Here is a 21,755-nt window from a genome sequence, read left to right on the forward strand (position 1 = left end):
CCATGGTCGCCCGCACGACGCGCCCCACGCGCGTCAGCGAACAGCGGCAGGCCCTGCTGGCCACGCAGCACATGCGCCTGATGGTGCTGTTGCTCCTGTTTGCGGCTGGCATCCTGCTCGTGATCGGGCGACTGGCGATGCTCGCCTTTGATGGCGGGCCGCGCCGTACCGCCGCGATCAGCACCACGCCGCGCGGCGACATCGTCGATCGCAACGGCCAGCAGCTCGCGCGCACCATCGACGCCTGGACGATCGGCGTCCATCCGCGCCGCCTGCTCGGCGACCGTAGCGAGATTGCGAAGCGGCTGGCGGATCTGATGCCCGACGTCGGCGACCAGCACCATTTCTACCGGCTGATCACGCGCGATGTGAACTTCACCTACCTCAACCGCCGCGCCTCGCCCGCGCTGGTGCAGGCGGTGAACGCGATCGGTGAGCCCGGAATCGTGTTCGATCGCGAGACGCAGCGTTTGTACCCGCAATCGACGATGGCCGCGCACGTGCTTGGCTATATCGGCACCACGAAGAACGATCCGACGGTCCACGGCCGCCTCGGCATGGAACGCGCGCTGGACGAGCGGCTGCTCAACCCGGCGCTCTCCGGCACGCCGGTCGCGCTCTCGATCGACAGCCGCGTCCAGGCCGCGATGGAAAGCGAGCTTGGTCAGTCGATGGCGAGCATGCAAGCGCGCGCCGCAGCCGGCGTCGTGCTCGATATTGATACCGGTGAAGTCATTGCCATGGTGTCGCTGCCGCTATTCAACCCCAATCGCGTCGGCATGGCCGGGATCGAGCAGCTGCGGAACACCGTGACGCAGAGCGTCTATGAGCTCGGCTCCGCCTTCAAGCCGATCGCCATGGCAACCGCGATCGACACCGGCGTCGTCACCGACATCTCGCGCCGCTTCGATGCGACTGCGCCGCTTCAGGTCGGCCGTTTCCGCATCAAGGACGATCACGCGCAGAACCGCTGGCTCAACATCCCTGAGACGCTGATTCACTCGTCCAACATCGCCACCGCGCGCATCGCCGACGAAATCGGTGCCGAGCGGATGCAGACGATGTTCCGCAAGCTCGGCTTCGATACCAAGCCCGATATCGAACTGATCGAAAAGGGCCGCCCGCTGTGGCCGCATTACTGGGCGCGCACGACGGTGATGACGACCGCCTATGGCCACGGCATCGCCGTCACCCCGCTCCATCTGGCGAACGCTTATGCGACCCTGGTCAACGGCGGCGTCTGGCGCCCGACGACCTTGCTGAAGGTGGAGCCGGGCAAGGCACCCAAGGGGCGGCGCGTGATCAGCGAGACGACCAGCGCGCGGATGCGCCAGCTGCTGCGCCTCATCGTCACTCACGGAACCGGCCGCAAGGCGGAGGCGCCGGGCTACCGCGTCGGCGGCAAGACCGGCACCGCTGAGGCGGCGGAAGGCGGCAGCTACGCCCGCAACCGCAACGTCTCCACCTTTGCCGCGGCTTTCCCGATGGATGCGCCGCGCTATGTCGTGCTGACCATGATGGACAGCCCGAAGCGCGTGGAGGCCAACCTGTTCCAGACCACCGCCGCTTATACCGCGGCGCCGGTGGTCAGCCGCGTGATCAGCCGCACCGGCGCGATGCTGGGCGTCATCCCTGACGCGCAGCGCGACATCGACACGCGGGAGCTGCAGGCGATCCTTTGGCACGCCCCGGGTGACAAGAAGGCGCAGGCGGAATGAGGCTCGGCGAACTCACCGGCGGCACCGAGACCGCGATCGTTACCGGTTTCGCGATCGATCACCGAAAGGTCGCGCCGGGCACGATCTTCGGTGCGTTCCAGGGCGCGCGGGTCAATGGCGAGGATTTCATCCCAGCCGCGCTTGCCTCCGGCGCGATCGCCGTGGTCGCCCGGCATGAGGCGGTGGTTGAGGGGGCGGTTCATATCGCCGACGACAACCCGCGCGCCCGCTTCGCCTCGCTGACCGCGCGCTTCTTCGCGCCCTTTCCCGAAATCAACGTCGCCGTCACCGGCACCAACGGCAAGACCTCGACGGTCGAACTAACGCGGCAGCTGTGGCGCATGGCCGGACATCATGCCGCCTCGATCGGCACGCTCGGCGTGACCACCGCCGGCGATCAGGTGTCGACCGGCCTGACCACGCCTGACGTCGTCACCTTCCTCTCCAACGTCGCCGGCCTGGCACGGGAGGGCGTAACGCATCTCGCCTTCGAGGCGTCGAGCCACGGCCTGGAGCAATATCGCACCGAAGGCCTGCGAGTCTCCGCCGCCGCCTTCACCAACCTGTCGCGCGACCATCTCGACTATCACGGCGACATGGCGGCCTATTTCACCGCCAAGCTGCGCCTGTTCTCCGAGGTGCTGGCGCCTGACGGCACCGCCGTCGTCTGGGTCGATGATCCGCACGCGGAGCGTGTCGTCGATCTCGCACGCCAGCGCCGCAACCGCCTCATCACCGTGGGCGAGCATGGCGACGACCTGCGCCTCGTCAGCCGCGATCCGACCTTGCTGGGGCAGGGGCTGGTCATCGCCGCAGGCGGGCAGGAACATCGCGTCACCCTGCCGCTGATCGGCGCGTACCAGGCCGCCAACGCACTGGTCGCTGCCGGCCTGGTGATCGCGACGGGCGGCGATATCGCCACAACCATTGCCGGCCTCGGCCGGTTGCAGCCTGTGCGCGGGCGGTTGGAGCGCGCCGTGATCTCGCCCGCCGGTGCGCCTGTCTATGTCGATTACGCCCACACCCCCGATGCGCTGGAGGCGGCCATCGCTGCGCTGCGCCCGCATGTCACCGGGCGGCTGATCCTCGTGTTCGGCGCCGGCGGCGATCGCGACCAGGGCAAGCGTGAGCCGATGGGTGAAATCGCCGCTGCGCACGCCGACGTGGTGATCGTGACCGACGACAATCCACGCAGTGAGGATCCGGCGGTGATCCGCGCCGATGTTCTGAAGGGTGCGCCGGGCGCGATCGAACAGGGCGATCGCCGCAGTGCCATCCGCCAGGCGATCGCCATGGCGACGGCGGAGGACATCGTCCTGATCGCCGGAAAGGGACATGAGCAGGGGCAGATCGTCGGTGATCTCGTCCTGCCATTCGACGACGTGACTGTAGCCACGGAGGTAGCCGGTGAAGCGTAAGTTCGTGGTTCCGTCCAAGCCTGTTGTTGCCGAGGGTGCACAGCCGCCGCGGGAACGACGAAAGCTCGGGGTCCGCTACGAACTCGTCACCGGTGACACCGTCAGCGGGCTGCGTTGACGCGCGCTTTTCCCCGTCAGGCACGCGGCCCGCGCGATCTCCGCGCGACCGGCGCAATCCCGGTGGTATAGGGCCGCATGGACTCTCTTTGGACCTCTGAAGAAATCGCCGCCGCGACCGGCGGCGTCGCTGGGAAAGGCTTCGCCGCAGGCGGCATCGCGTTCGATTCGCGCGAAGTCGGTCCCGGCGATCTCTTCGTCGCGCTTGCTGGCGAAGCCACCGACGGGCATCGCTTTCTCGATCAGGCGTTCGCGCAAGGCGCCGCCGGCGCGATCGTCTCCGCCGACACCGATCATCCGCATGTCCGCGTCCCAGACACGTTCGCCGCGCTGGAGGATCTGGCGCGCGCCGCCCGTGCCCGCACTGCCGCGCGGGTGATCGGCGTCACCGGCTCGGTAGGCAAGACCTCGACGAAGGAGGCGCTGTTCGCGGCGCTCGACCGCGGCGATCCGGGTCAGGCGCACCGTTCGGTCAAGAGCTACAACAACCATACCGGCGTGCCGCTCAGCCTTGCTCGGATGCCGGCCGCCAGCCGCTTCGCCGTGCTCGAAATGGGGATGAACCATCCCGGTGAGCTGGCGCATCTCACCACGTTGGTCCGCCCGCATGTCGCGCTGGTGACCACCATTGCCCCCGCCCATACCGAATTCTTCCCCGACGAAAGCGCCATCGCCGACGCCAAGGGGGAGATTTTCCAGGGGCTGGAGCCCGGCGGTGTCGCGATCGTGCCCTATGACAGCCCGCACCGCGAGCGGCTGATCGCCGCCGCGCGGCCCTATGCCGGCCGGATCGTCACCTTCGGCACCGATCGGCAGGCCGATGTGCACCCGATCGAGACGATGACGCTACGCACCGGCGGCACCTTCGTCACCGCAAAGGTCGGCGATCGCGAACTCAGCTTCACCATCGGCCAGCCCGGCGCGCATTGGGTGTCCAACGCGCTGGCCGTGCTCGCCGCGGTCGATGCGGCGGGTGGGGATCTCGGGCTCGCCGGACTTGCGCTCGCCGAACTCGGCGGCTTGCCGGGGCGGGGCGCGCGGCTGCTCGCGCCGGTTGACGGGGGTGAGGCGATCGTGATCGACGAAAGCTACAACGCCAATCCCGCCTCCATGGCCGCGACGCTGTCGGTGCTCGCCGGTGAGGCCGGGCGCCACGTCGCAATATTGGGCGAAATGCGCGAACTCGGCGCCGGCTCACCGGGGTACCATCAGGCGCTCGCGGACCCGATCGAGGCGGCGCGCGTCGAAATGGCGCTGCTGGTCGGCGAAGCGATGGCGCCGCTCGCACAAGCGCTTGAGGGCCGGGTAAAATTCGTCCATGTGCCCACCGCCGCGGCGGCGCTGGAGGTTCTTCCCGGAATGCTCGCGCCGGGCGACGCGGTACTCGTCAAGGGATCGAACGGAGTCGGGCTGTCGCGGGTTGTCGCGGCACTCGCCGGGGGCATGGCATAGTGTTGTACTGGATCGCCGAGCAGCTCGGATTCCCGGGTGTTCTCAACCTCATCCGCTATCTGTCGTTCCGCACCGGCGGCGCGATTGCGACGGCGCTGTTCATCGGCCTGATCATCGGCCCGCGCTTCATTGGCTGGCTTCGCGTCCGCCAGGGCAAGGGGCAGCCGATCCGCGCCGACGGCCCGCAGACTCACCTGGCAAAGCGCGGCACGCCCACCATGGGCGGGCTGATGATCCTCACCAGTCTTGCGCTGTCGATCCTGATCTGGATGGACCTGCGCAACCCGTTCGTCTGGGCGTGCCTGTTCGTGATGCTGGGCTTCGGTGCGATCGGCTTCCTCGATGATTACGACAAGGTGCGAAAGGCGAGCACCGCGGGCGTGCCCGGGCGCGTCCGCCTGCTGCTCGAATTCGTCATCGCCGGCATTGCGGCTTGGATCATCAGCTACGAAAACGGGACCCAGCTGTTCCTGCCGTTCACCAACGGGCTGTATCTGGACCTCGGCTGGTTCTTCCCCGTCTTTGCCGCTTTCACCATCGTCGCCTTCGGCAATGCGGTGAACCTGACCGATGGGCTCGACGGGCTGGCCACCATGCCGGTCATCATCGCCTCGGTCGCCTTCATGCTGATCGTCTACCTCGTCGGCAACGTGAAGTTCGCCGACTATCTCGGCATCCCGCATGTCGCGCGTGCCGGCGACCTCGCGATCTTTTGCGGCGCGATGATCGGCGCCGGCCTCGCCTTCCTCTGGTATAACGCACCCCCGGCGGCGGTCTTCATGGGCGACACGGGCAGTCTCGCGCTGGGCGGCGCGCTCGGCACCATCGCCGTGGTCGCGCATCACGAGATCGTGCTCGGCATCATCGGCGGCCTCTTCGTCGTCGAGGCGATGAGCGTCATCATCCAGGTGTTCTGGTACAAGCGGACCGGCAAGCGCGTGTTCCGCATGGCGCCGATCCACCACCATTTCGAACAGCTCGGCTGGAGCGAGCCGACGGTCGTGATCCGCTTCTGGATCATCAGCCTCGTGCTGGCGCTTGCCGGCCTTTCGACGTTGAAGCTGCGGTGATCGTCTCGACCGCCTGGGCTGGCAAACGCTACGCCGTGCTGGGGCTCGCCCGCTCCGGCCTCGCCACCGTTCGCGCCCTCGCTGCGGCGGGGGCCTTTGTCGTTGCGTGGGACCAGGACGCGGCTGCGCGCGCGAAGGCAGAGGCGATCGACGGCGTCATCGTCCATGACATCGCCGCGCTCGACCTCACCGGTGCCGCGGGCCTCGTCGTCTCCCCCGGCGTCCCGCTCAACACGCATCCGATTGCCGCACAGGCGCGCGCGGCCGGAGTCCCGATCATCGGCGACATCGAACTGTTCGCCGAGGCGCGCGCCGAATTGCCCGCGCACAAGGTCGTCGGCATCACCGGCACCAACGGCAAGTCGACCACGACGGCGCTGGTCGCGCACATCCTCAATGTCGCTAACCTGCCGGTGACGATGGGCGGCAACATCGGCCTCCCGATCCTTGGTCAGACCCCGCTCGCACCGAACGATCGCGGCGCCGGCGTCTATGTGCTCGAACTATCAAGCTACCAGATCGATCTGACGACCAGCCTCGACTGCGACGTCGCGGTGCTGCTCAACATCACCCCCGACCATCTCGATCGCTACGCCGATTTCGACGCCTATGCCGCGTCGAAGGCACGGCTTTTCGGGATGCAGTCGCCGGATCATGAGGCAGTGATCGGCATCGGCGACGCGCCCTCGGCGCAGATCGCCCGTTCGCTCTCGCCCCGCGGTGAGCATCTGACCAAGATCGCGCCCGGCGTGTGCATGGATCAGTCGCGCTGGCCTTCGCTTCAGGGCCCGCACAACGCGCAGAACGCGCTCGCCGCGATCGCCGCCGCGCAGGCGCTGGGCGTGGACGAGGCGACGACCGACCGTGCCCTCGAAAGCTTCCGCGGCTTGCCGCACCGCATGGAGCGGCTTGGCGAGGTGAACGGCGTCTCCTTCGTCAACGACAGCAAGGCGACCAATCCCGAAAGCGCCGCGCCCGCGCTGGCTGCGTTCAACCGCGTCCACTGGATCGTCGGCGGCAAGGGCAAGGGCGATGATCTCGACGCCTGCCTGCCGCACCTCGGCCATGTCGTGCGCGCCTATACGATCGGCGCGTCCGGCCCGGTCTTCGCCCGCGTGCTCGATGGCAAGGTGGAGGTCGAGCAGGCCGAAACGCTGGAACAGGCGGTCGTCAGCGCCGCGCGTCAGGCGCAGCCCGGCGACACGGTGCTCCTGTCGCCGGCCGCTGCTTCCTTTGACCAGTTCCGCGATTACGAACATCGCGGCCAGGCATTTCGCGAAGCGGTGGAGGGGCTGTCTTGACCGATCTGGCGACCAAGCAGGGGCTACGCGGCCGCTTGAAGGAGCGGGGTGGACGCGGCGATCGCTCGCCGCTCGGCACGTGGTTCTGGGATACCGACCGGGTGCTGCTGCTGCTCACCTTTGCGTTGATTGCGGTCGGCCTGCTGTCGGTCGCCGCCGCTTCGCCTGCCACGGCGATGCGCTATTCGGGTGAAGCGCTGAAGATCCCGCCGCTTTATTATTTCTGGCGTCAGGTCATGTGGGTGCTGGTTTCGCTGCCCGTCCTGATCGGCATCTCGATGCTGCCGGTGCATGTCGCGCGGCGCGGCGCCGTCGTCGGCGCGGCGGCGTTCGGCGTCATGCTGCTGCTGGTGCTCATCCCCGGCGTGGGCGTCGAGGTGAACGGGGCCAAGCGCTGGCTCGGCGTCGGCTTCGCGCAATTCCAGCCGTCGGAGTTCCTGAAGCCCTGCTTCATCGTCACCATCGCCTGGCTCCTGTCGCTGCGCACCAAGGAGGAGGGGCTGCCGCTCACCGCGATCACCTTCGGCATGACCGCGCTGGTCGGCGCGCTGCTGATGCTTCAGCCCGATTTCGGCCAGACGATGGTCTTCGGCCTCGTCTGGATGACGCTGCTGATCATCGCTGGGACCCCGACGAAGACGCTCGCCGCCTTCATCGCCATGGCGCCGCTCGGCGTCGGCGCGGCGTACATGTTCTACGGCACGGCGCGCACCCGGATCGACAGCTTCCTGTTCCGCGATCCCAACGAGGCGGAGGGCGCGCATTTCCAGACCGACGCCGCGCACCGCACGCTCACCTCGGGCGGCTGGACCGGCACTGGGCCGGGCGCCGGCACGTCCAAGTTCGGCCTTCCGGAGGCGCACACCGACTACATCTTCTCGGTCATCGGAGAGGAATTCGGCCTCATCGCCTGCATGGTGATCGCGATCCTGTTCCTCGCCATCGTCGCGCGCGTTTTCGTGAAGATGCTGGACGAACAGGACAGTTTCAAACTGCTCGCCGCGTCCGGCCTCGCCACGCAGTTCGGCCTTCAGGCTTTGATCTCGATGGCGGTGAATACCGGCCTTGCGCCGTCCAAGGGGATGACCTTGCCCTTTATCAGTTATGGTGGTTCGTCGATGATCGCGCTGTCGATCGGCATGGGATTGCTGCTCACCTTCACCCGTCGCAACCCGTTCCTGCTGCGCAGTCCCTATGTGGCGCGCTGGGGGAGTGCGGCATGACCCGGCCCAAGCAGTTCGTTCTCGCCGCCGGCGGCACCGGCGGGCACATGGTCCCCGCCGCCGCGCTGGCTGAGGAGCTGATGCGCCGCGGCCATCGTGTCGCGCTGGTCAGCGACGACCGCGGCGTTCGCTTCCCCGGCCTGTTCGAGGATGTGCAGACCCATGTCCTTCCCGCTGGCCGCATCGCCGGTGGCCCGCTCGGCTGGGCGAAGGCCGCGCGCCAGATGTGGCGCGGCCGCGCCATGGCACGCCAGCTCTATCGCACCTTCAAGCCGGCGGCGGTGATCGGCTTCGGCGGCTATCCCGCCTTCCCGGCGCTGGCCGCCGCCTTTGCGGAGAAGATCCCGACCGCGGTGCATGAGCAGAATGCCGTGCTCGGCCGGGTCAATCGCCTCGTCGCCCCGCGCGTCGACGCCATTGCGACGTCCTATGCTCAGACCGAGCGGCTGAAGCCGAAGTTCGAGGCCAAGGCGCACCATATCGGCAATCCGGTGCGCGACAGCGTGCTGGCGCTGCGTACGCAGCCCTATCCGCTGCTCGAGGAGGATGGGATCTTCCGCCTGCTCGTCACCGGCGGCTCACAGGGCGCCAGCGTCCTGTCGAAGGTCGTGCCCGAGGGGCTCGCCATGCTCCCGCTCGCCTTCCGCCGCCGGCTTCAGGTGACGCATCAGGCACGCATCGAGGATATCGACGCCGCCCGCGCGAAATATGCCGAGCTGGAGATCGCCGCCGATCTCGCCACCTATCTGCCCGATCTGCCGGAGCAGCTCGGCTGGGCGCATCTGGTGATCGCGCGCGCTGGCGCCTCCACTATCTCGGAGCTGACCGCCGCTGGCCGCCCCGCGATCCTGGTGCCGCTGCCCGGCGCGACCGACGATCACCAGACGGCGAACGCGCGCGAGATCACCGCCGCCGGCGGCGCCCGCACGATCCCGCAGAGCGCCTTCACCCCGGCCGAGCTTGCCAAGCAGATGCAGAAGCTGGGGCTGGATCCGACCGCGCTCGAAAATGCCGCCGCGCGCGCCAAGGCTTGCGGAAAGCCGCACGCCGCGCGCGATCTGGCGGATCTGGTGGAAAGTCTGGACGCGCCCCGTGCACCGGTGCCGGTGGGTGTGGCTCAGCCGAAGGAGGCATTTGCGTGAAGGGCGTCGCTACGGACATCGGAACGATCCATTTCGTCGGCATCGGCGGGATCGGCATGTCCGGCATCGCGGAGGTGATGCACAACCTGGGCTATACCGTGCAGGGTTCGGACGTGGCCGAGGGCTATGTGATCGAGGGGCTGCGCGACCGCGGGATCAAGGTCACGATCGGCCATGATGCGGCCAACGTCGATGGCGTCGCCGTCGTGGTCACCTCGACCGCGGTGAAGCGCGGCAATCCGGAGGTGGAGGCTGCGCTCAGCCAGCGTATCCCGGTCGTCCGGCGCGCGGAAATGCTCGCCGAACTGATGCGGCTCAAGTCGACCGTCGCGGTCGCCGGCACGCATGGCAAGACGACGACCACCTCGATGGTCGCGGCGCTGCTCGACGCGGGCGGGGTGGACCCGACCGTCATCAACGGCGGGATCATCAACAGCTACGGCTCCAACGCGCGGCTCGGTGACAGCGACTGGATGGTGGTCGAGGCGGACGAAAGCGACGGCAGCTTCCTTCGACTCGACGGCACGATCGCGGTGGTGACCAACATCGATCCCGAGCATCTCGACCATTATGGCAGCTTCGACCGGGCGAAGGACGCCTATGTCGAGTTCATCGAGAACGTGCCCTTCTACGGCGCGGCCTTGCTGTGCCTCGATCACCCTGAGGTGCAGGCGCTGATCCCGCGCGTGCGCGATCGCCGCATCGTGACCTACGGTTTCGCCGCCAGCGCCGATGTGCGCGGCGTCAACGTCGCGCCCTATCCCGGTGGTAACCGGTTCGAGGCGATCATCCGCCATCGTGACGGCACGACCCGCTCGATCGAGGGCATCGACCTCCCAATGCCCGGCCGCCACAACGTCCAGAACGCGCTCGCCGCGATCGGCGTCGCGCTGGAACTCGGCATCGACGATGCGACGATCCAGAAGGGGTTCGAGAAGTTCAACGGTGTGAAGCGCCGCTTCACCAAGGTCGGCGAGGTCTCGTTCGCGGACGGCGGCACCGCTGCGGTGATCGACGATTACGGCCACCACCCGGTGGAAATTCGCGCCGTCCTCGCCGCCGCGCGTGAATCCGCGCAAGGCCGCGTCATCGCCGTCGTGCAGCCGCACCGCTATTCGCGCCTCGGCAATCTGATGGATGAGTTCCAGGGCGCGTTCAACGATGCCGACGCCGTCTATGTGACCCCGGTCTATGCCGCGGGGGAGGCGCCGGTGCCGGGCGTCGATGCCGAGGCGTTGGTCAGCGGGCTGCGCCATCGCGGCCACCGGGCCGCGGCCATGGTGGCGGATGCCGATGCACTCGCCACCGCGCTCTCCGAGGAGGTGCGCCCAAGTGACCAGATCGTCTGCCTCGGCGCTGGCGACATCACCAAATGGGCTGCCGGCCTCGCGCCTGCGATCGAGGCACGGCGGTGAGCACGATGGACGAAACAACGCCCGCAGCCGGCACCGAAGACACCGCGACCGCCCGCGCGCCGGTGCAGAGCCGCCTGACGCAGAACGCGCCGCTCGCCCCGCTCGTCTGGTTCAAGTCGGGCGGCCCGGCCGAATGGCTGCTCGAACCGGCGACCGTCGATGATCTGGCGAAGTTCCTCGCCAATCTCGACCCCGCCGTGCCGGTGATGCCGCTCGGCCTCGGCTCGAACCTGATCGTTCGCGACGGCGGCGTACCCGGCGTGGTCGTCCGTCTCGGCAAGCCCTTTGCAAAGGTCGAGGTGATCGACCCGACGACGCTGCGCTGCGGCGGCGGCGCCAGCGGGATCCTGGTCTCCTCCACCGCCCGCGACGCGGGCATTGCGGGCGTCGAGTTCCTGCGCTCGATCCCCGGCACCGTCGGCGGCTTCGTGCGCATGAACGGCGGGGCCTATGGCCGCGAGACGGCCGACATCCTCGTCGAATGCGACGTCGTGCTGCGCTCCGGCGAGCTGGTTACGCTGTCTGCCGCCGACCTCCACTACAGCTATCGCCATTCGGAACTGCCCGACGGCGCGATCGTGGTCAGCGCCACCTTCCGTGGCCAGCCGGGCGATCCCGCCGCGATCCAGGAGGAAATGGACCGTATCGCTGCCAGCCGCGAGGCCTCGCAGCCGCTGCGTTCCAAGACCGGCGGCTCGACCTTCAAGAACCCGCCGGGTCACAAGGCCTGGGCGCTGGTCGACGAGGCCGGCTGTCGTGGCCTTCGCCGCGGCGACGCGCAGGTCAGCGAGAAGCACACCAACTTCCTGCTCAACCTTGGGCAGGCAACCAGCGCCGATATCGAGGCGCTGGGCGAAGACGTGCGGCGGCGGGTGAAGGAGAAGAGCGGCGTGACCCTCGAATGGGAAATCCAGCGCGTGGGGGTGGCATCGTGAGCCAACTGCATATCGCCGTGCTGATGGGCGGCTGGTCCGCCGAGCGTGAGGTATCGCTGATGTCGGGCAACGGCATCGCCGACGCGCTTGAATTGCTCGGCCACCGCGTCACCCGCATCGACATGGACCGCAACGTCGCCGCGCGACTGGCGGAGGCGGCGCCCGACCTTGTCTTCAACGCGCTCCACGGCTCACCGGGCGAGGACGGCTCGATCCAGGGCCTGATGGACATCATGGGGCTGCGCTACACCCACAGCGGGCTCGCCACCTCCGTCATCGCGATCGACAAGGTGCTGACCAAGCAGGCGCTGGTGCCGCAGGGCGTGCCCATGCCCGGCGGCCGTATCGTCGCCAGCGAGGATCTCTACATCGCCGATCCGCTGCCGCGCCCCTATGTGCTGAAGCCGGTCAACGAAGGCTCCTCGGTCGGCGTCGCGATCGTCACTGATGGCGGCAATTACGGTCACCCGATCAGCCGTGAGGCGATGGGCCCGTGGCAGGAGTTCGACCAGCTTCTTGCCGAGCCCTATGTGCGCGGCCGCGAACTCACCACCGCCGTGCTCGGCGACAAGGCACTCGGCGTGACCGAGCTTCGCCCAAAGTCCGGCTGGTACGATTACGACGCCAAATATACCGAGGGGATGACCGAGCACATCTTCCCCGCGCCGGTGCCTGACGAGATCACCGAGGCGTGCAAGGCGCTCGCCCTTCGCGCGCATGAGCTGCTGGGCTGCAAGGGCTGCAGCCGCGCTGATTTTCGCTGGGATGACGAGCGCGGCGTCGAGGGGCTGTTCCTGTTGGAGGTGAACACCCAGCCGGGCATGACCCCGCTCAGCCTGGTGCCCGAACAGGCGCGCCATCTCGGCATCAGCTACCCCGAACTCGTCCAGGCGATCGTCGATGAGGCGATGAAGGACGGCGCGATGAAGGACGGCGCCACCACGGAAGAGGGGACGCCATGAGCCGCTCGATCACCCGCGGCGCGCCGCAGCGTCGGCCGACCGTCCGTCGCGGTCCCCCGAAAAAGTCGCTCGGCGACCGGCTGATCGCTGCCCTGCCGCTGAGCGAGGCGGCGCTTCGCCGCGCGGTGACGTGGTCGATCCTCGGTCTTGGCGGCGCCGCCGCGCTCGCCACCGCGTCATGGTTCGGCGTGCCGGCCGCGATTGGCACCGCGGTCGCCGACAGCACCGGGCGCCTTGGCCTCAACGTCGAGGGTGTCGACATCACCGGCATCAAGCGGATGAACCGCGAAACGGTCTACGCCGTCGCGCTTGAGGATCAGCCCAAGGCGATGCTGCGCGTCGACCTGAACCTGATCCGTGAGCGGCTGCTCGCCTATGGCTGGATCGCCGACGCTTATGTCGCGCGCCGGCTGCCCGATCGCCTGCTGATCCATATCGTCGAGCGGGAGCCCGCGGCGATCTGGCAGAATGGCGGCCAGCTGACGCTGATCGATGCGAAGGGCGTCCCGCTGGAGCCGGTCGATCGCAACCGGATGCCCGATCTGCCGCTGGTGATCGGCCCGGGCGCCGATCGGCAGGAGGCGAATTATCAGCGCCTGCTCGCGGCTGCCCCGGCGCTCAAGCCGCGGATCAAGGCGGCAAGCTGGGTCGGCAATCGCCGCTGGGATTTGACCTTCGATACCGGCGAGACGCTGGCGCTGCCGCAGGAGGGCGCCGCCGCCGCACTGGTCAAGTTCGCGGAGCTGGACGGCGCGCGGTCGCTGCTGGGCAAGGGCTGGCTGCGCTTCGACATGCGCGACCCGGCGAAGCTGGTGGCGCGAAAGCCGGGGACCGACATGGAGCAGGCGGTGCCGGAATCGGGCACCGGGGCGGCCGCCGGACCCTCCATCCAGAGCGCGCGACTGGAACGCATCGACGACGTCTAAGACACGGGTAATAGGGCCACATTCTCGGGGCAGGGAACAGGGGTACAGGGCATGGCGAAAGCGGCACCGGAAGGCATCATCACCGCGCTCGATATCGGCACGTCAAAGGTGTCCGCGATGATCGCCCAGCGTGGCGACGGCGGCGAACTGGTCGTGCTGGGCACTGGCCAGCGCGAATCAAAGGGCGTGAAGCGCGGCTATATCGCCGACATGGCACTGACCGAGGTGGCCGTGCGCGAGGCGGTGGCGCAGGCGGAGCGGATCGCCGGCTTCAACATCGAGAATGTCTGGGCGGGTTTCTCCGCCGGCGGGCTCGTCAGCGATGAGGCGTTCATCGAGGTCGAGCTGAACGGCCACCGCATCGAGCAGCAGGATATCGACGCGCTTTTGCAGGAAGGTCGCTCGGCGATCGACCCGCAGGGCCGCATGGTGCTCCACGCGCAGCCGGCGCTCTACACGCTCGATGGCCTGACCGGCGTGAAGAAGCCGCTTGGCCTCCATGCCGATCGGCTCGGCGTCCACATCCACGTCATCGCGGCGGATGGCTCGCCGGTGCGCAATCTCGATCTCACCGTCCGCTCGGCGCATCTCGAGGTGAAGTCGATCATCGCCTCGCCGGTCGCGACCGGGCTCGCCTGCCTCAGCGAGGAGGAGCGCGATCTTGGCGTCGCGCTGGTGGAGATCGGCGCGGGCATGACCAACGTGTCGCTGTTCGCGGGCGGGATGCTGGTCGGCCTGAAGTCGATTCCGGTCGGCGCGTGCGACATCACCGACGATATCGCCTCTGCCTTTGGCACGTCGCGCAGCCAGGCGGAGCGGATGAAATGCTTCCATGGTTCGGCCAATGCATCGCCGCGCGACAATCACGAGATGATCGCGATTCGTCCCGGCCGTGCCGATGACGATACCGATCCGCTGCAGATCACGAAGGCGGCGCTGATCTCGGTCATCCGCACGCGGCTCGAACATCTCATCAACGAGGTGCAGGCCGCGCTGAAGGAACTGAAGTTCGAAGGCCCCGTCGGCCGTCAGGTGGTGCTGACGGGCGGCGGCGCAGAGCTGAAGGGCATTGCCGATTACGCGCAGCAGGTGCTCGGGCGCACGGTGCGCGTCGGCCGGCCGCGCGGGCTGGTCGGCCTGCCCGATGCGCATGGCGGCCCGGGTTTCGCCACGCTCGCCGGGCTGGCATTCTTTGCCGCATCTGACCCTGTCGACCTGCGTGGCCTCGTGCCGCAACAGCAGATGGTCGTGCGGCAAAAGGGGCTCGGCGCGCTGAAGCGTTTGTTCCAGGCGGCGAAGGCGAATTATTGATCGCCCTGCGCCGCTTTTCGGCTGGCACGCGGCGACGTTGTGTTGCACTAAGATTAATGGCGATGACGGGCCAGTGTTTGGTGCCCGAACTGACGGAGTAGATTGGCGATGGGCATCGAATTCATTGCACCCGACGTGGACGAGCTCACCCCGAAGATCGCCGTGATCGGCGTCGGCGGTGCTGGTGGCAACGCGATTGCCAACATGATGCGGGCGGACGTGCAGGGCGTCGAGTTTCTCGTCGCGAACACCGACGCGCAGGCGCTGAAGCAGTCGATCGCACCGCAAAAGATCCAGCTGGGTGCCAAGATCACCCAGGGTCTTGGCGCGGGCAGCCGGCCGGAGATCGGCCGTGCCGCGGCCGAGGAAACGATCGAGCAGGTCGCCAAGCTGCTCGAGGGCGCACACATGTGCTTCATCGCTGCCGGCATGGGCGGCGGCACGGGCACTGGCGCCGCACCGGTCATCGCCAAGGCTGCGCGCGACATGGGCATCCTGACCGTGGGTGTCGTGACCAAGCCGTTCGCCTTTGAAGGCAAGCGGCGCGGCAAGTCGGCCGACCAGGGCATCGAGGAACTGCAGAAGTTCGTCGATACGCTGATCGTCATCCCGAACCAGAATCTGTTCCTGATCGCCAACGCCAACACCACCTTCAAGCAGGCGTTCGAGCTTGCCGACGAGGTGCTCCAGCAGGGCGTTCGCGGCATCACCGACCTCATGGTCATGCCGGGTCTCATCAACCTCGATTTCGCCGACGTCCGCTCGGTGATGCAGGAGATGGGCAAGGCGATGATGGGTACGGGCGAGGCGGAAGGCGACGACCGCGCGCTGGTCGCCGCGCAGAAGGCGATTGCCAACCCGCTGCTCGACGGCGTGTCGATGCAGGGCGCGAAGGGCGTCATCATCTCGATCACCGGCGGCGAGGACATGCGCCTGCTCGAGGTGGACGAGGCGGCGAACCACATCCGCGAGCTGGTCGATCCCGAAGCCAACATCATCTGGGGTTCGGCGTTCAATCCGGAGCTCGAAGGCCGCATCCGCGTGTCGGTCGTCGCTACCGGGATCGAGGCTGTGCAGCAGGCCGAAACGCCGGAGGCGGAGCCCGCTCGCGCGTTCAGCTTCTCCGCGCCGCGTCGGATCGAAACGCCCGCGCCGACGGCAACCGCTGCGCCTGCCGCGCCTGCGCCCGCCGCCCCGGCCGCTGCTCCTGTCCAGTCGCCGGCGCCGCAGCCCACCGGTGCTGCTGCCGGTGCGATGTCGGGCGGCGTGCCCACGCCGGGCGCAACGCCGGCGGTCGAGCCGTCCCCGGCTGCTCGCGCCGTCGAGCAGGAGGCGTCGGACGAACTGCTGCTCGGCAGTGACACCGTCGTGCCGGCTCCGGCCGCTCCGACGGCGGCGCCTGCGCAGCCGCGCGTGTTCGGCGATGACGAGCCGGCCGCTGCGCCGCGCCGTCGCTGGCTCTCCGGCGGCAACGAAGCCGCTGACGAGGTTCCGCCCCAGCCGCGCGTGAAGCTTGGCGGCACCTTGTTCGAGCGGATGCAGAACGCCTCGCGTGGCACGCCGCGCGCGGAGGATGCGGAATCGAAGGATCAGGTCGACATCCCGCGCTTCCTGCACCGCCAGAACAACCAGTAACGAACCAAAGCTCCGGGCGGCCGGCATTCGTCGGCCGCCCCGTGCGTCCTGGCGCGGCAGGTAAGGGGACTCATTGCCCGTTCATCCCGCTTCGTCTCTAACGCAATCAGCTCATGTCTTTTTCTCGCCCCCTGATTCTTGCCGCGGCCCTCGCTGGCTCGCCTCAGGCGCTCGCCCAGGCCGCGCCGGGGCAGATGGTGCAAAGCCTCCCCGGTCAGATGGCCCCGCGGCCGACGCCGGACGCTGATGCGCTTGCTGATGCGATGCGCCGGCTCGGTGCCAATCCGCGCGATCTCAGCTCGCTGATCACCGCCGGGGAGCTTTCGCTGAAGCTCGGCGACGTCAACGCCGCCGCCTCGCTGTTCAAGCGCGCAGAGAACGTCGATCCGATGAACGGCCGCGTGAAGGCCGGCATGGCGCGGATCTTGGTGACGCAGCAGCGTCCCGGCGAGGCGCTGCGCTATTTCGACCAGGCGGTCGGCTATGGCCTCAGCCCGGCGACCTTCGCCGGCGACCGTGGTCTCGCCTACGATCTGATCGGCGAACAGGAACGCGCCCAGCGCGACTATCGCGTCGCACTGAAGGCATCGCCGGACGAGGAGGTGCAGCGCCGCTACGCGCTCTCGCTCGGCATCAGCGGCCGCCGCAAGGAGGCACTCGACGCCATCGACGCACAGCTGCGCCACAACGATCGCAGTGCTTGGCGGGTGCGCGCCTTCATCCTCGCCATGACTGGCGACGTGCCGGGTGCGCAGAAGATCGCCAGCACCATGATGCCGCGCGGCATGGGCGCCGCGCTGTCGCCATTCTTCTCCCGGCTTGAGGCTTTGTCGCCGGTCGATCGCGCCTTTGCGGTTCATTTCGGCGAATTGCGCGCGACGCCTCAGCGGCTGGCTGACGCGCGTATGGCCCCCGCGCTCCCGCCGCTCGCACCCGAAGCGCGCCCGCCGGTCCAGGTCGCCGCCGCAACTCCCGCGCCGGCTGCCACTGCGCCGGTCGACGCCCGCACCAAGCGCCGCCTCGCGCGCGAAGAGGCGAAGCGCGCCCGCGAACTCGCCCTGGCGCAGCAGCGTCAGCGTGCCGCGGACGCGCGCGCCGCCCGTTCGCGGCCCCGCCAAACCCCGGCGCCGGCCGTGGCCATTGCGAGCCGCCAGCAGGCCAACCCCGCCCGGGGAACGGCCGACACGCTCCAGCCGCCACGCTACGCCGGCGTAGAATTCGCCGCGCCCAAGCCGGTGGTTCAGGACCTCGGCCGCGCCGCGACCACCGCTCCCACCGTCAGCCAGCCGGTTCCGGCGCCAACCACTTTGGCAACGCCAACGCCGGCACCCACTTCGGTTGCGACCACCACCCCGGCATATACCCCTGCGCCAGCGCGCCCGGCCTATGTGCCGCCCCGCACTCAGGTCGCGACCACGCCGCCGACGACCACGCCGGCGCCGTCGCTGCCGCGTACCCCTGCACCCACCTCCGTGGCGCCGACCGCCGCGACCCTGCCGGCCCGCAGCGTCGACACGGCCGACGCCGCGCCGATCCCGGCACGTCCCGCGGTCAGCGAGGATACGATCCTCGCCCGGATCATGGCCGGCATCACCATTCCCGGCGAGGAGCTTGGCGTCGCCCCGGTGCGTCCGCCCGAGCCGCCGCGGCCCGCCCCCGCGCCCGTGAGCGAAGCCGCCACGCCGCCGCAGGCTCCAGCGCCGACGACCACGACGCCTGCGCCGTCGCCCAGGCCAGCGGCAACGCCGAAGCCCGAACCCAAGCCGACCCCGGCGGCAAAGGAACCGCCCGCGCCCGATCCCAAGAAGCTCGCGGCAGAGCGCAAGGCGGCCGCCGCGAAGAAGCTGGCCGACGCAAAGAAGGCGGAAGAGGCCAAGAAGGCAGCCGAGGAAGCAAAGGCCGCCAAGGCAGAACCGTCGCGCATCTGGGTTCAGGTCGCTGGCGGCGCCAATAAGGATGACCTGCCCAAGGCCTGGGCCGCGGCGCAGAAGAAGGCCGACGCGCTCAAGGGCAAGACCGCCTATACCACGCCGCTGCGCTTCACCAATCGCGTGGTGACCGGTCCGTTCAAGACCGATGCGGAGGCGCGCGAGTTCATCAATACCCTCGCCAAGCAGGGGGTGTCCGCCTTCGCCTTCACCAGCGAGAAGGGCCAGAAGATGACGAGGCTTCCCGCCAAGTGACAATGCTTGCGCCATGGGCATCGCACCCGGCGCACAGCAGAGGCCGCCTTCACAAAGAACAAAGCAAGTCCGGGGGAGCCGGCGAGCGCGGCCCGCGTGACGATTACCAGCGTGATCGCGACCGCATCGTCCACTCGATCGCCTTCCGCCGCCTGCGCCACAAGACCCAGGTGTTCCTCGCCCCGGATGGCGACCATTTCCGCGTCCGTCTGACCCACAGCCTGGAGGTGGCGCAGATCGGACGCACCATCGCCCGCGCGCTGGGCCTGAACGAGGATCTGACCGAGGCGCTGTGCCTCGCCCATGACATCGGTCATCCGCCCTTCGGCCACGCCGGCGAGGATGCGCTGAAGACGGCGATGGCGGACGCCGGTGGCTTCGATCACAACGGCCATACGTTGCGCACGCTGATGCGGATCGAGCGTGCCTATCCGCGCTTCGATGGCCTCAACCTCACCTGGGACACGCTGGAGGGGCTGGCCAAGCACAATGGCCCCGCACGTCATCCGGGATGGGCGCTGCGGCAGGCGGATGAGGAGGCGCAGCTCGAACTGGATACCTATGCCAGTCTCGAGGCGCAGGTCGCCGCGCTCGCCGATGATATCGCCTACGACAATCACGACATCGACGATGGGCTGCGCGCCGGGCTGCTGTGCGTCGACCAGCTGCTCGCCGTGCCGCTGGTCGCGTCCGGCTGGGATCGCGTCCGCTCGCTCTTCCCCGACGTCAGTGAGCGGCGGCAGGCGCGCGAGCTCGTCCGCAGTCAGATCGGCGTGATGGTCAATGATCTCATCGCCGAGACAAAGGCGCGCATCGCGTCGTCCGGTGTCGAAATCGTCGATGATGTCCGGGCCGCGGGGAGGGCGCTGGTCGCCTTCTCCGATCAGATGCGCATTGCGGAACGCGACCTGAAGCGGTTCATGTACGCCAACCTCTATCATCATCCGCGACAACTGGAGGCGGCCGACGCCGCGCACCGGATCGTGGCCGGGCTGTTTGCCGCGTTCCGCGCCGATCCCGCGCTGTTGCCGGACGAGTGGCGCAGCACGCTGCCCGCCGACGAACCCGGCCTCAGCCGCCACATTGCCGATTACATCGCCGGGATGACCGATCGCTATGCGGTGCGCGAATATACCCGCGTGATCGGCCCGATCGACATGCCCGAGGGCTTCTGACCGGCGCCTAGTTCTTCAGCCGCCACCCACGCCGCAGCAGGGTGTAGCAGATGAGGCCAAGCACGATGTCGAGCGCCAGAATCACCGCGCTGCCCAGCGCGACGGGGGAGTCGGCGATCCCCAGGAACCCGTAGCGGAAGCCCGAGATGATGTAGAAGAACGGATTGGCGTGGCTGATCGTCTGGAACACCGGCGACAGGCGATCGACCGAATAGAAGGTGCCCGACAGCAGCGTCAGCGGCGCGACCACGAAGTTGGTCACCGCCGCGGCATGATCGAACTTCTCCGCCCAGATCGACGTCAGCACGCCGATCAGCGCGAGGAACACCGATCCCAGCAGCCCGAACCACAGCACCGCCAGCGGATGCGCCGGCATGACATGGACGCCGGGCCACAGCGACATCGCCAGCCAGACGGTCAGGCCGACGAGGAAGGCGCGCGTCACCGCGCCCCCGGTCAGCGCGGTCAGCAGCTCGGCGGTCGACAGCGGCGGCATCAGGTAATCGACGATCGTGCCCTGGATCTTGCCCACGAGCAGCGAGAAGCTGGCGTTGGCGAAGGCGTTGTTGAGCATCCCCATCACGATCAGCCCGGGCGCGACGAAATCGGCGAAGGCGACGGTCGAGCCGCCGACGTGCACTTCGCTGCGCCCGCCCAGTGCGACGGTGAAAATGACCAGATACAGAAGCGTGGTGATCGCCGGCGCCCAGACCGTTTGCAGCTGGACCTTGAAGAACCGCCGCACCTCCTTCACATATAAGGTCTTCAGGCCACCCCAGTTCACGTTGCGGATTGACGGAACACCGGGTGCGCTCCTGATCAAGGAACGGTGATGGTCGGCGGACGTCCGGCCAAGTGGGGGGTGGCTGCTCATCGCGTGTTCGCGTAGTCGCTGCCGCCGCCCGCTGCAACCGGCGCAAGAAGTGAAGGAACGACAAGACCGATGTCCTGGACCGAGGAACGGATCGATACGCTGCGCAAGATGTGGGAAGGCGGCCAGACGGCCAGCCAGATCGCAGAGGCGCTGGGCGGGGTCAGCCGCAATGCCGTGATCGGCAAGGCGCACCGTCTGGGCTTGCAATCCCGTCCGTCGCCGGTCGTGTCGAAGGACGCGGAGGCGAAGGCTGCCGCTGCTGCCGCCGCCGCGAAGCCGGCGCCCGCGCCCGAGCCGGTGGTCGCTGCGCCGCCGCCACCTCCCGCGCCGCCGCCACCTGCTCCCCCGCCGGCGCCCGCACCGCGCGCGGCCTCGCCGACCCCGGCGGTGACTCAGGTGTCCGCGCCCAAGCCGATCACCATCACCACCCCGCTCGAGCCGGAGCGGTCGCCCGAATCCATGCGCATGGTCCGCTCGGTCGGTCCCGGCGGCTTCGTGCGGCAGGCCCCCGGTGAGCAGCAGGCACCCAGCACCCCGGCACCGCCGCGCCGCCTGGTTCCGGCCAAGCCGTCGCCGGAGATTGCCGGCAAGACCAGCCTGCTCGATCTCAGCGACAAGGTCTGCAAATGGCCGCTCGGCCATCCGGGTGAGCCGGACTTCCACTTCTGCGGTGAGAAGGTGAACCCCGGCTTCCCCTATTGCGTCGAACATTGCGGCCACGCCTATCAGGCGCAGCTCCCGCGCCGCGATCGCCGCGCCGCGCCGCTGCCCTTCGGTGGCCCGCGGATGCGCTGAGCACGCGCTCAGGCAAATAGAAAAGGGCCGCGGCGAGGATTGCTCGCCGCGGCCCTTTTCTTTGTCTCCGATCTGCCGTTCGCCCGTCGGGGGATGGCAGACC

The 21,755-nt window shown here is 68.5% G+C and carries 17 protein-coding genes; 16 read left to right on the top strand and 1 reads right to left on the bottom strand.

The genetic code is table 11. The annotated features are described in order from the left end of the window. Positions 1–2: 2 nt before the first annotated feature. From CA236_RS09830 to CA236_RS09900, 15 genes are all read left to right on the top strand, one after another. On the top strand, positions 3–1,718 hold the full coding sequence (locus CA236_RS09830; protein ID WP_125945580.1) for a penicillin-binding protein 2: 1,716 nt from the start codon (positions 3–5) through the stop codon (positions 1,716–1,718). Then, the gene (locus tag CA236_RS09835; RefSeq protein WP_125945472.1) at positions 1,715–3,136 is read left to right on the top strand and encodes a UDP-N-acetylmuramoyl-L-alanyl-D-glutamate--2,6-diaminopimelate ligase; all 1,422 of its coding nucleotides are present in this window, start codon (positions 1,715–1,717) and stop codon (positions 3,134–3,136) included. The genes CA236_RS09830 and CA236_RS09835 overlap by 4 nt, the downstream gene beginning before the upstream one ends. A gap of 195 nt (positions 3,137–3,331) precedes the next feature. Further along, positions 3,332–4,705 (top strand): UDP-N-acetylmuramoyl-tripeptide--D-alanyl-D-alanine ligase, encoded by a 1,374-nt coding sequence (gene murF / locus CA236_RS09840; RefSeq protein ID WP_125945473.1) that lies wholly within the window; start codon positions 3,332–3,334, stop codon positions 4,703–4,705. After that, positions 4,705–5,775, top strand: coding sequence for a phospho-N-acetylmuramoyl-pentapeptide-transferase (mraY, locus tag CA236_RS09845; RefSeq protein WP_125945474.1), 1,071 nt, complete (start codon positions 4,705–4,707; stop codon positions 5,773–5,775). The genes murF and mraY overlap by 1 nt, the downstream gene beginning before the upstream one ends. Beyond that, a complete protein-coding gene (murD, locus tag CA236_RS09850) occupies positions 5,772–7,076 on the top strand; it encodes a UDP-N-acetylmuramoyl-L-alanine--D-glutamate ligase (protein WP_125945475.1) in 1,305 nt (434 codons plus the stop codon). The genes mraY and murD overlap by 4 nt, the downstream gene beginning before the upstream one ends. 5 nt (positions 7,077–7,081) lie before the next feature. Then, entirely contained in the window at positions 7,082–8,299 is a 1,218-nt protein-coding gene (locus CA236_RS09855; protein WP_241212608.1) for a putative peptidoglycan glycosyltransferase FtsW, read from the top strand. Then, positions 8,296–9,441 carry an undecaprenyldiphospho-muramoylpentapeptide beta-N-acetylglucosaminyltransferase gene (gene murG, locus CA236_RS09860; RefSeq protein WP_046409292.1) on the top strand — a complete coding sequence of 382 codons (1,146 nt, stop codon included), beginning with the start codon at positions 8,296–8,298 and terminating at the stop codon, positions 9,439–9,441. Before CA236_RS09855 ends, murG begins: the two co-directional genes overlap by 4 nt. Further along, on the top strand, positions 9,438–10,856 hold the full coding sequence (gene murC / locus CA236_RS09865; protein WP_125945476.1) for a UDP-N-acetylmuramate--L-alanine ligase: 1,419 nt from the start codon (positions 9,438–9,440) through the stop codon (positions 10,854–10,856). Before murG ends, murC begins: the two co-directional genes overlap by 4 nt. 5 nt (positions 10,857–10,861) lie before the next feature. Then, a complete protein-coding gene (gene murB / locus CA236_RS09870; RefSeq protein ID WP_125945477.1) occupies positions 10,862–11,791 on the top strand; it encodes a UDP-N-acetylmuramate dehydrogenase in 930 nt (309 codons plus the stop codon). Further along, positions 11,758–12,753 carry a D-alanine--D-alanine ligase gene (locus tag CA236_RS09875; protein ID WP_197075507.1) on the top strand — a complete coding sequence of 332 codons (996 nt, stop codon included), beginning with the start codon at positions 11,758–11,760 and terminating at the stop codon, positions 12,751–12,753. The genes murB and CA236_RS09875 overlap by 34 nt, the downstream gene beginning before the upstream one ends. Then, the gene (locus CA236_RS09880) at positions 12,750–13,679 is read left to right on the top strand and encodes a cell division protein FtsQ/DivIB (RefSeq protein WP_125945478.1); all 930 of its coding nucleotides are present in this window, start codon (positions 12,750–12,752) and stop codon (positions 13,677–13,679) included. Before CA236_RS09875 ends, CA236_RS09880 begins: the two co-directional genes overlap by 4 nt. A 51-nt stretch (positions 13,680–13,730) precedes the next feature. Further along, on the top strand, positions 13,731–14,990 hold the full coding sequence (ftsA, locus tag CA236_RS09885; RefSeq protein WP_046409295.1) for a cell division protein FtsA: 1,260 nt from the start codon (positions 13,731–13,733) through the stop codon (positions 14,988–14,990). Positions 14,991–15,098: 108 nt separating this feature from the next. Beyond that, the gene (gene ftsZ, locus CA236_RS09890) at positions 15,099–16,625 is read left to right on the top strand and encodes a cell division protein FtsZ (protein ID WP_125945479.1); all 1,527 of its coding nucleotides are present in this window, start codon (positions 15,099–15,101) and stop codon (positions 16,623–16,625) included. A 113-nt stretch (positions 16,626–16,738) separates the two neighbouring features. After that, positions 16,739–18,808, top strand: coding sequence for a tetratricopeptide repeat protein (locus CA236_RS09895; protein ID WP_125945480.1), 2,070 nt, complete (start codon positions 16,739–16,741; stop codon positions 18,806–18,808). Then, complete coding sequence (locus CA236_RS09900; protein ID WP_125945481.1) at positions 18,805–19,983, top strand: deoxyguanosinetriphosphate triphosphohydrolase; 1,179 nt, start codon at positions 18,805–18,807, stop codon at positions 19,981–19,983. Before CA236_RS09895 ends, CA236_RS09900 begins: the two co-directional genes overlap by 4 nt. Before the next feature lie 7 nt (positions 19,984–19,990). Here the strand turns inward: CA236_RS09900 and CA236_RS09905 are convergent, their stop codons facing one another. Further along, the gene (locus CA236_RS09905; protein ID WP_125945482.1) at positions 19,991–20,857 is read right to left on the bottom strand and encodes an ABC transporter permease; all 867 of its coding nucleotides are present in this window, start codon (positions 20,855–20,857) and stop codon (positions 19,991–19,993) included. A gap of 69 nt (positions 20,858–20,926) precedes the next feature. Between CA236_RS09905 and CA236_RS09910 the strand changes: the two genes are divergently transcribed. Beyond that, positions 20,927–21,652: a GcrA family cell cycle regulator gene (locus CA236_RS09910; RefSeq protein WP_125945483.1), complete on the top strand. Its 726-nt coding sequence runs from the start codon at positions 20,927–20,929 to the stop codon at positions 21,650–21,652. Positions 21,653–21,755: the final 103 nt, after the last annotated feature.

Origin of the sequence: Sphingomonas sp. ABOLG, assembly GCF_003950435.1 — a bacterium.
GTDB classification, from domain to species: Bacteria; Pseudomonadota; Alphaproteobacteria; order Sphingomonadales; family Sphingomonadaceae; genus Sphingomonas; species Sphingomonas panaciterrae.

What these genes read in the sequence shown, in the direction of transcription:
- CA236_RS09905 (WP_125945482.1), bottom strand. Translation starts at nt 20,857, where the DNA reads ATGAGCAGCCACCCCCCACTTGGCCGGACGTCCGCCGACCATCACCGT.
- CA236_RS09830 (WP_125945580.1), top strand. Translation starts at nt 3, where the DNA reads ATGGTCGCCCGCACGACGCGCCCCACGCGCGTCAGCGAACAGCGGCAG.
- CA236_RS09895 (WP_125945480.1), top strand. Translation starts at nt 16,739, where the DNA reads ATGTCTTTTTCTCGCCCCCTGATTCTTGCCGCGGCCCTCGCTGGCTCG.
- CA236_RS09835 (WP_125945472.1), top strand. Translation starts at nt 1,715, where the DNA reads ATGAGGCTCGGCGAACTCACCGGCGGCACCGAGACCGCGATCGTTACC.
- CA236_RS09910 (WP_125945483.1), top strand. Translation starts at nt 20,927, where the DNA reads ATGTCCTGGACCGAGGAACGGATCGATACGCTGCGCAAGATGTGGGAA.
- CA236_RS09880 (WP_125945478.1), top strand. Translation starts at nt 12,750, where the DNA reads ATGAGCCGCTCGATCACCCGCGGCGCGCCGCAGCGTCGGCCGACCGTC.
- ftsA (WP_046409295.1), top strand. Translation starts at nt 13,731, where the DNA reads ATGGCGAAAGCGGCACCGGAAGGCATCATCACCGCGCTCGATATCGGC.
- murB (WP_125945477.1), top strand. Translation starts at nt 10,862, where the DNA reads ATGGACGAAACAACGCCCGCAGCCGGCACCGAAGACACCGCGACCGCC.
- ftsZ (WP_125945479.1), top strand. Translation starts at nt 15,099, where the DNA reads ATGGGCATCGAATTCATTGCACCCGACGTGGACGAGCTCACCCCGAAG.
- murF (WP_125945473.1), top strand. Translation starts at nt 3,332, where the DNA reads ATGGACTCTCTTTGGACCTCTGAAGAAATCGCCGCCGCGACCGGCGGC.
- murG (WP_046409292.1), top strand. Translation starts at nt 8,296, where the DNA reads ATGACCCGGCCCAAGCAGTTCGTTCTCGCCGCCGGCGGCACCGGCGGG.
- CA236_RS09875 (WP_197075507.1), top strand. Translation starts at nt 11,758, where the DNA reads ATGGGAAATCCAGCGCGTGGGGGTGGCATCGTGAGCCAACTGCATATC.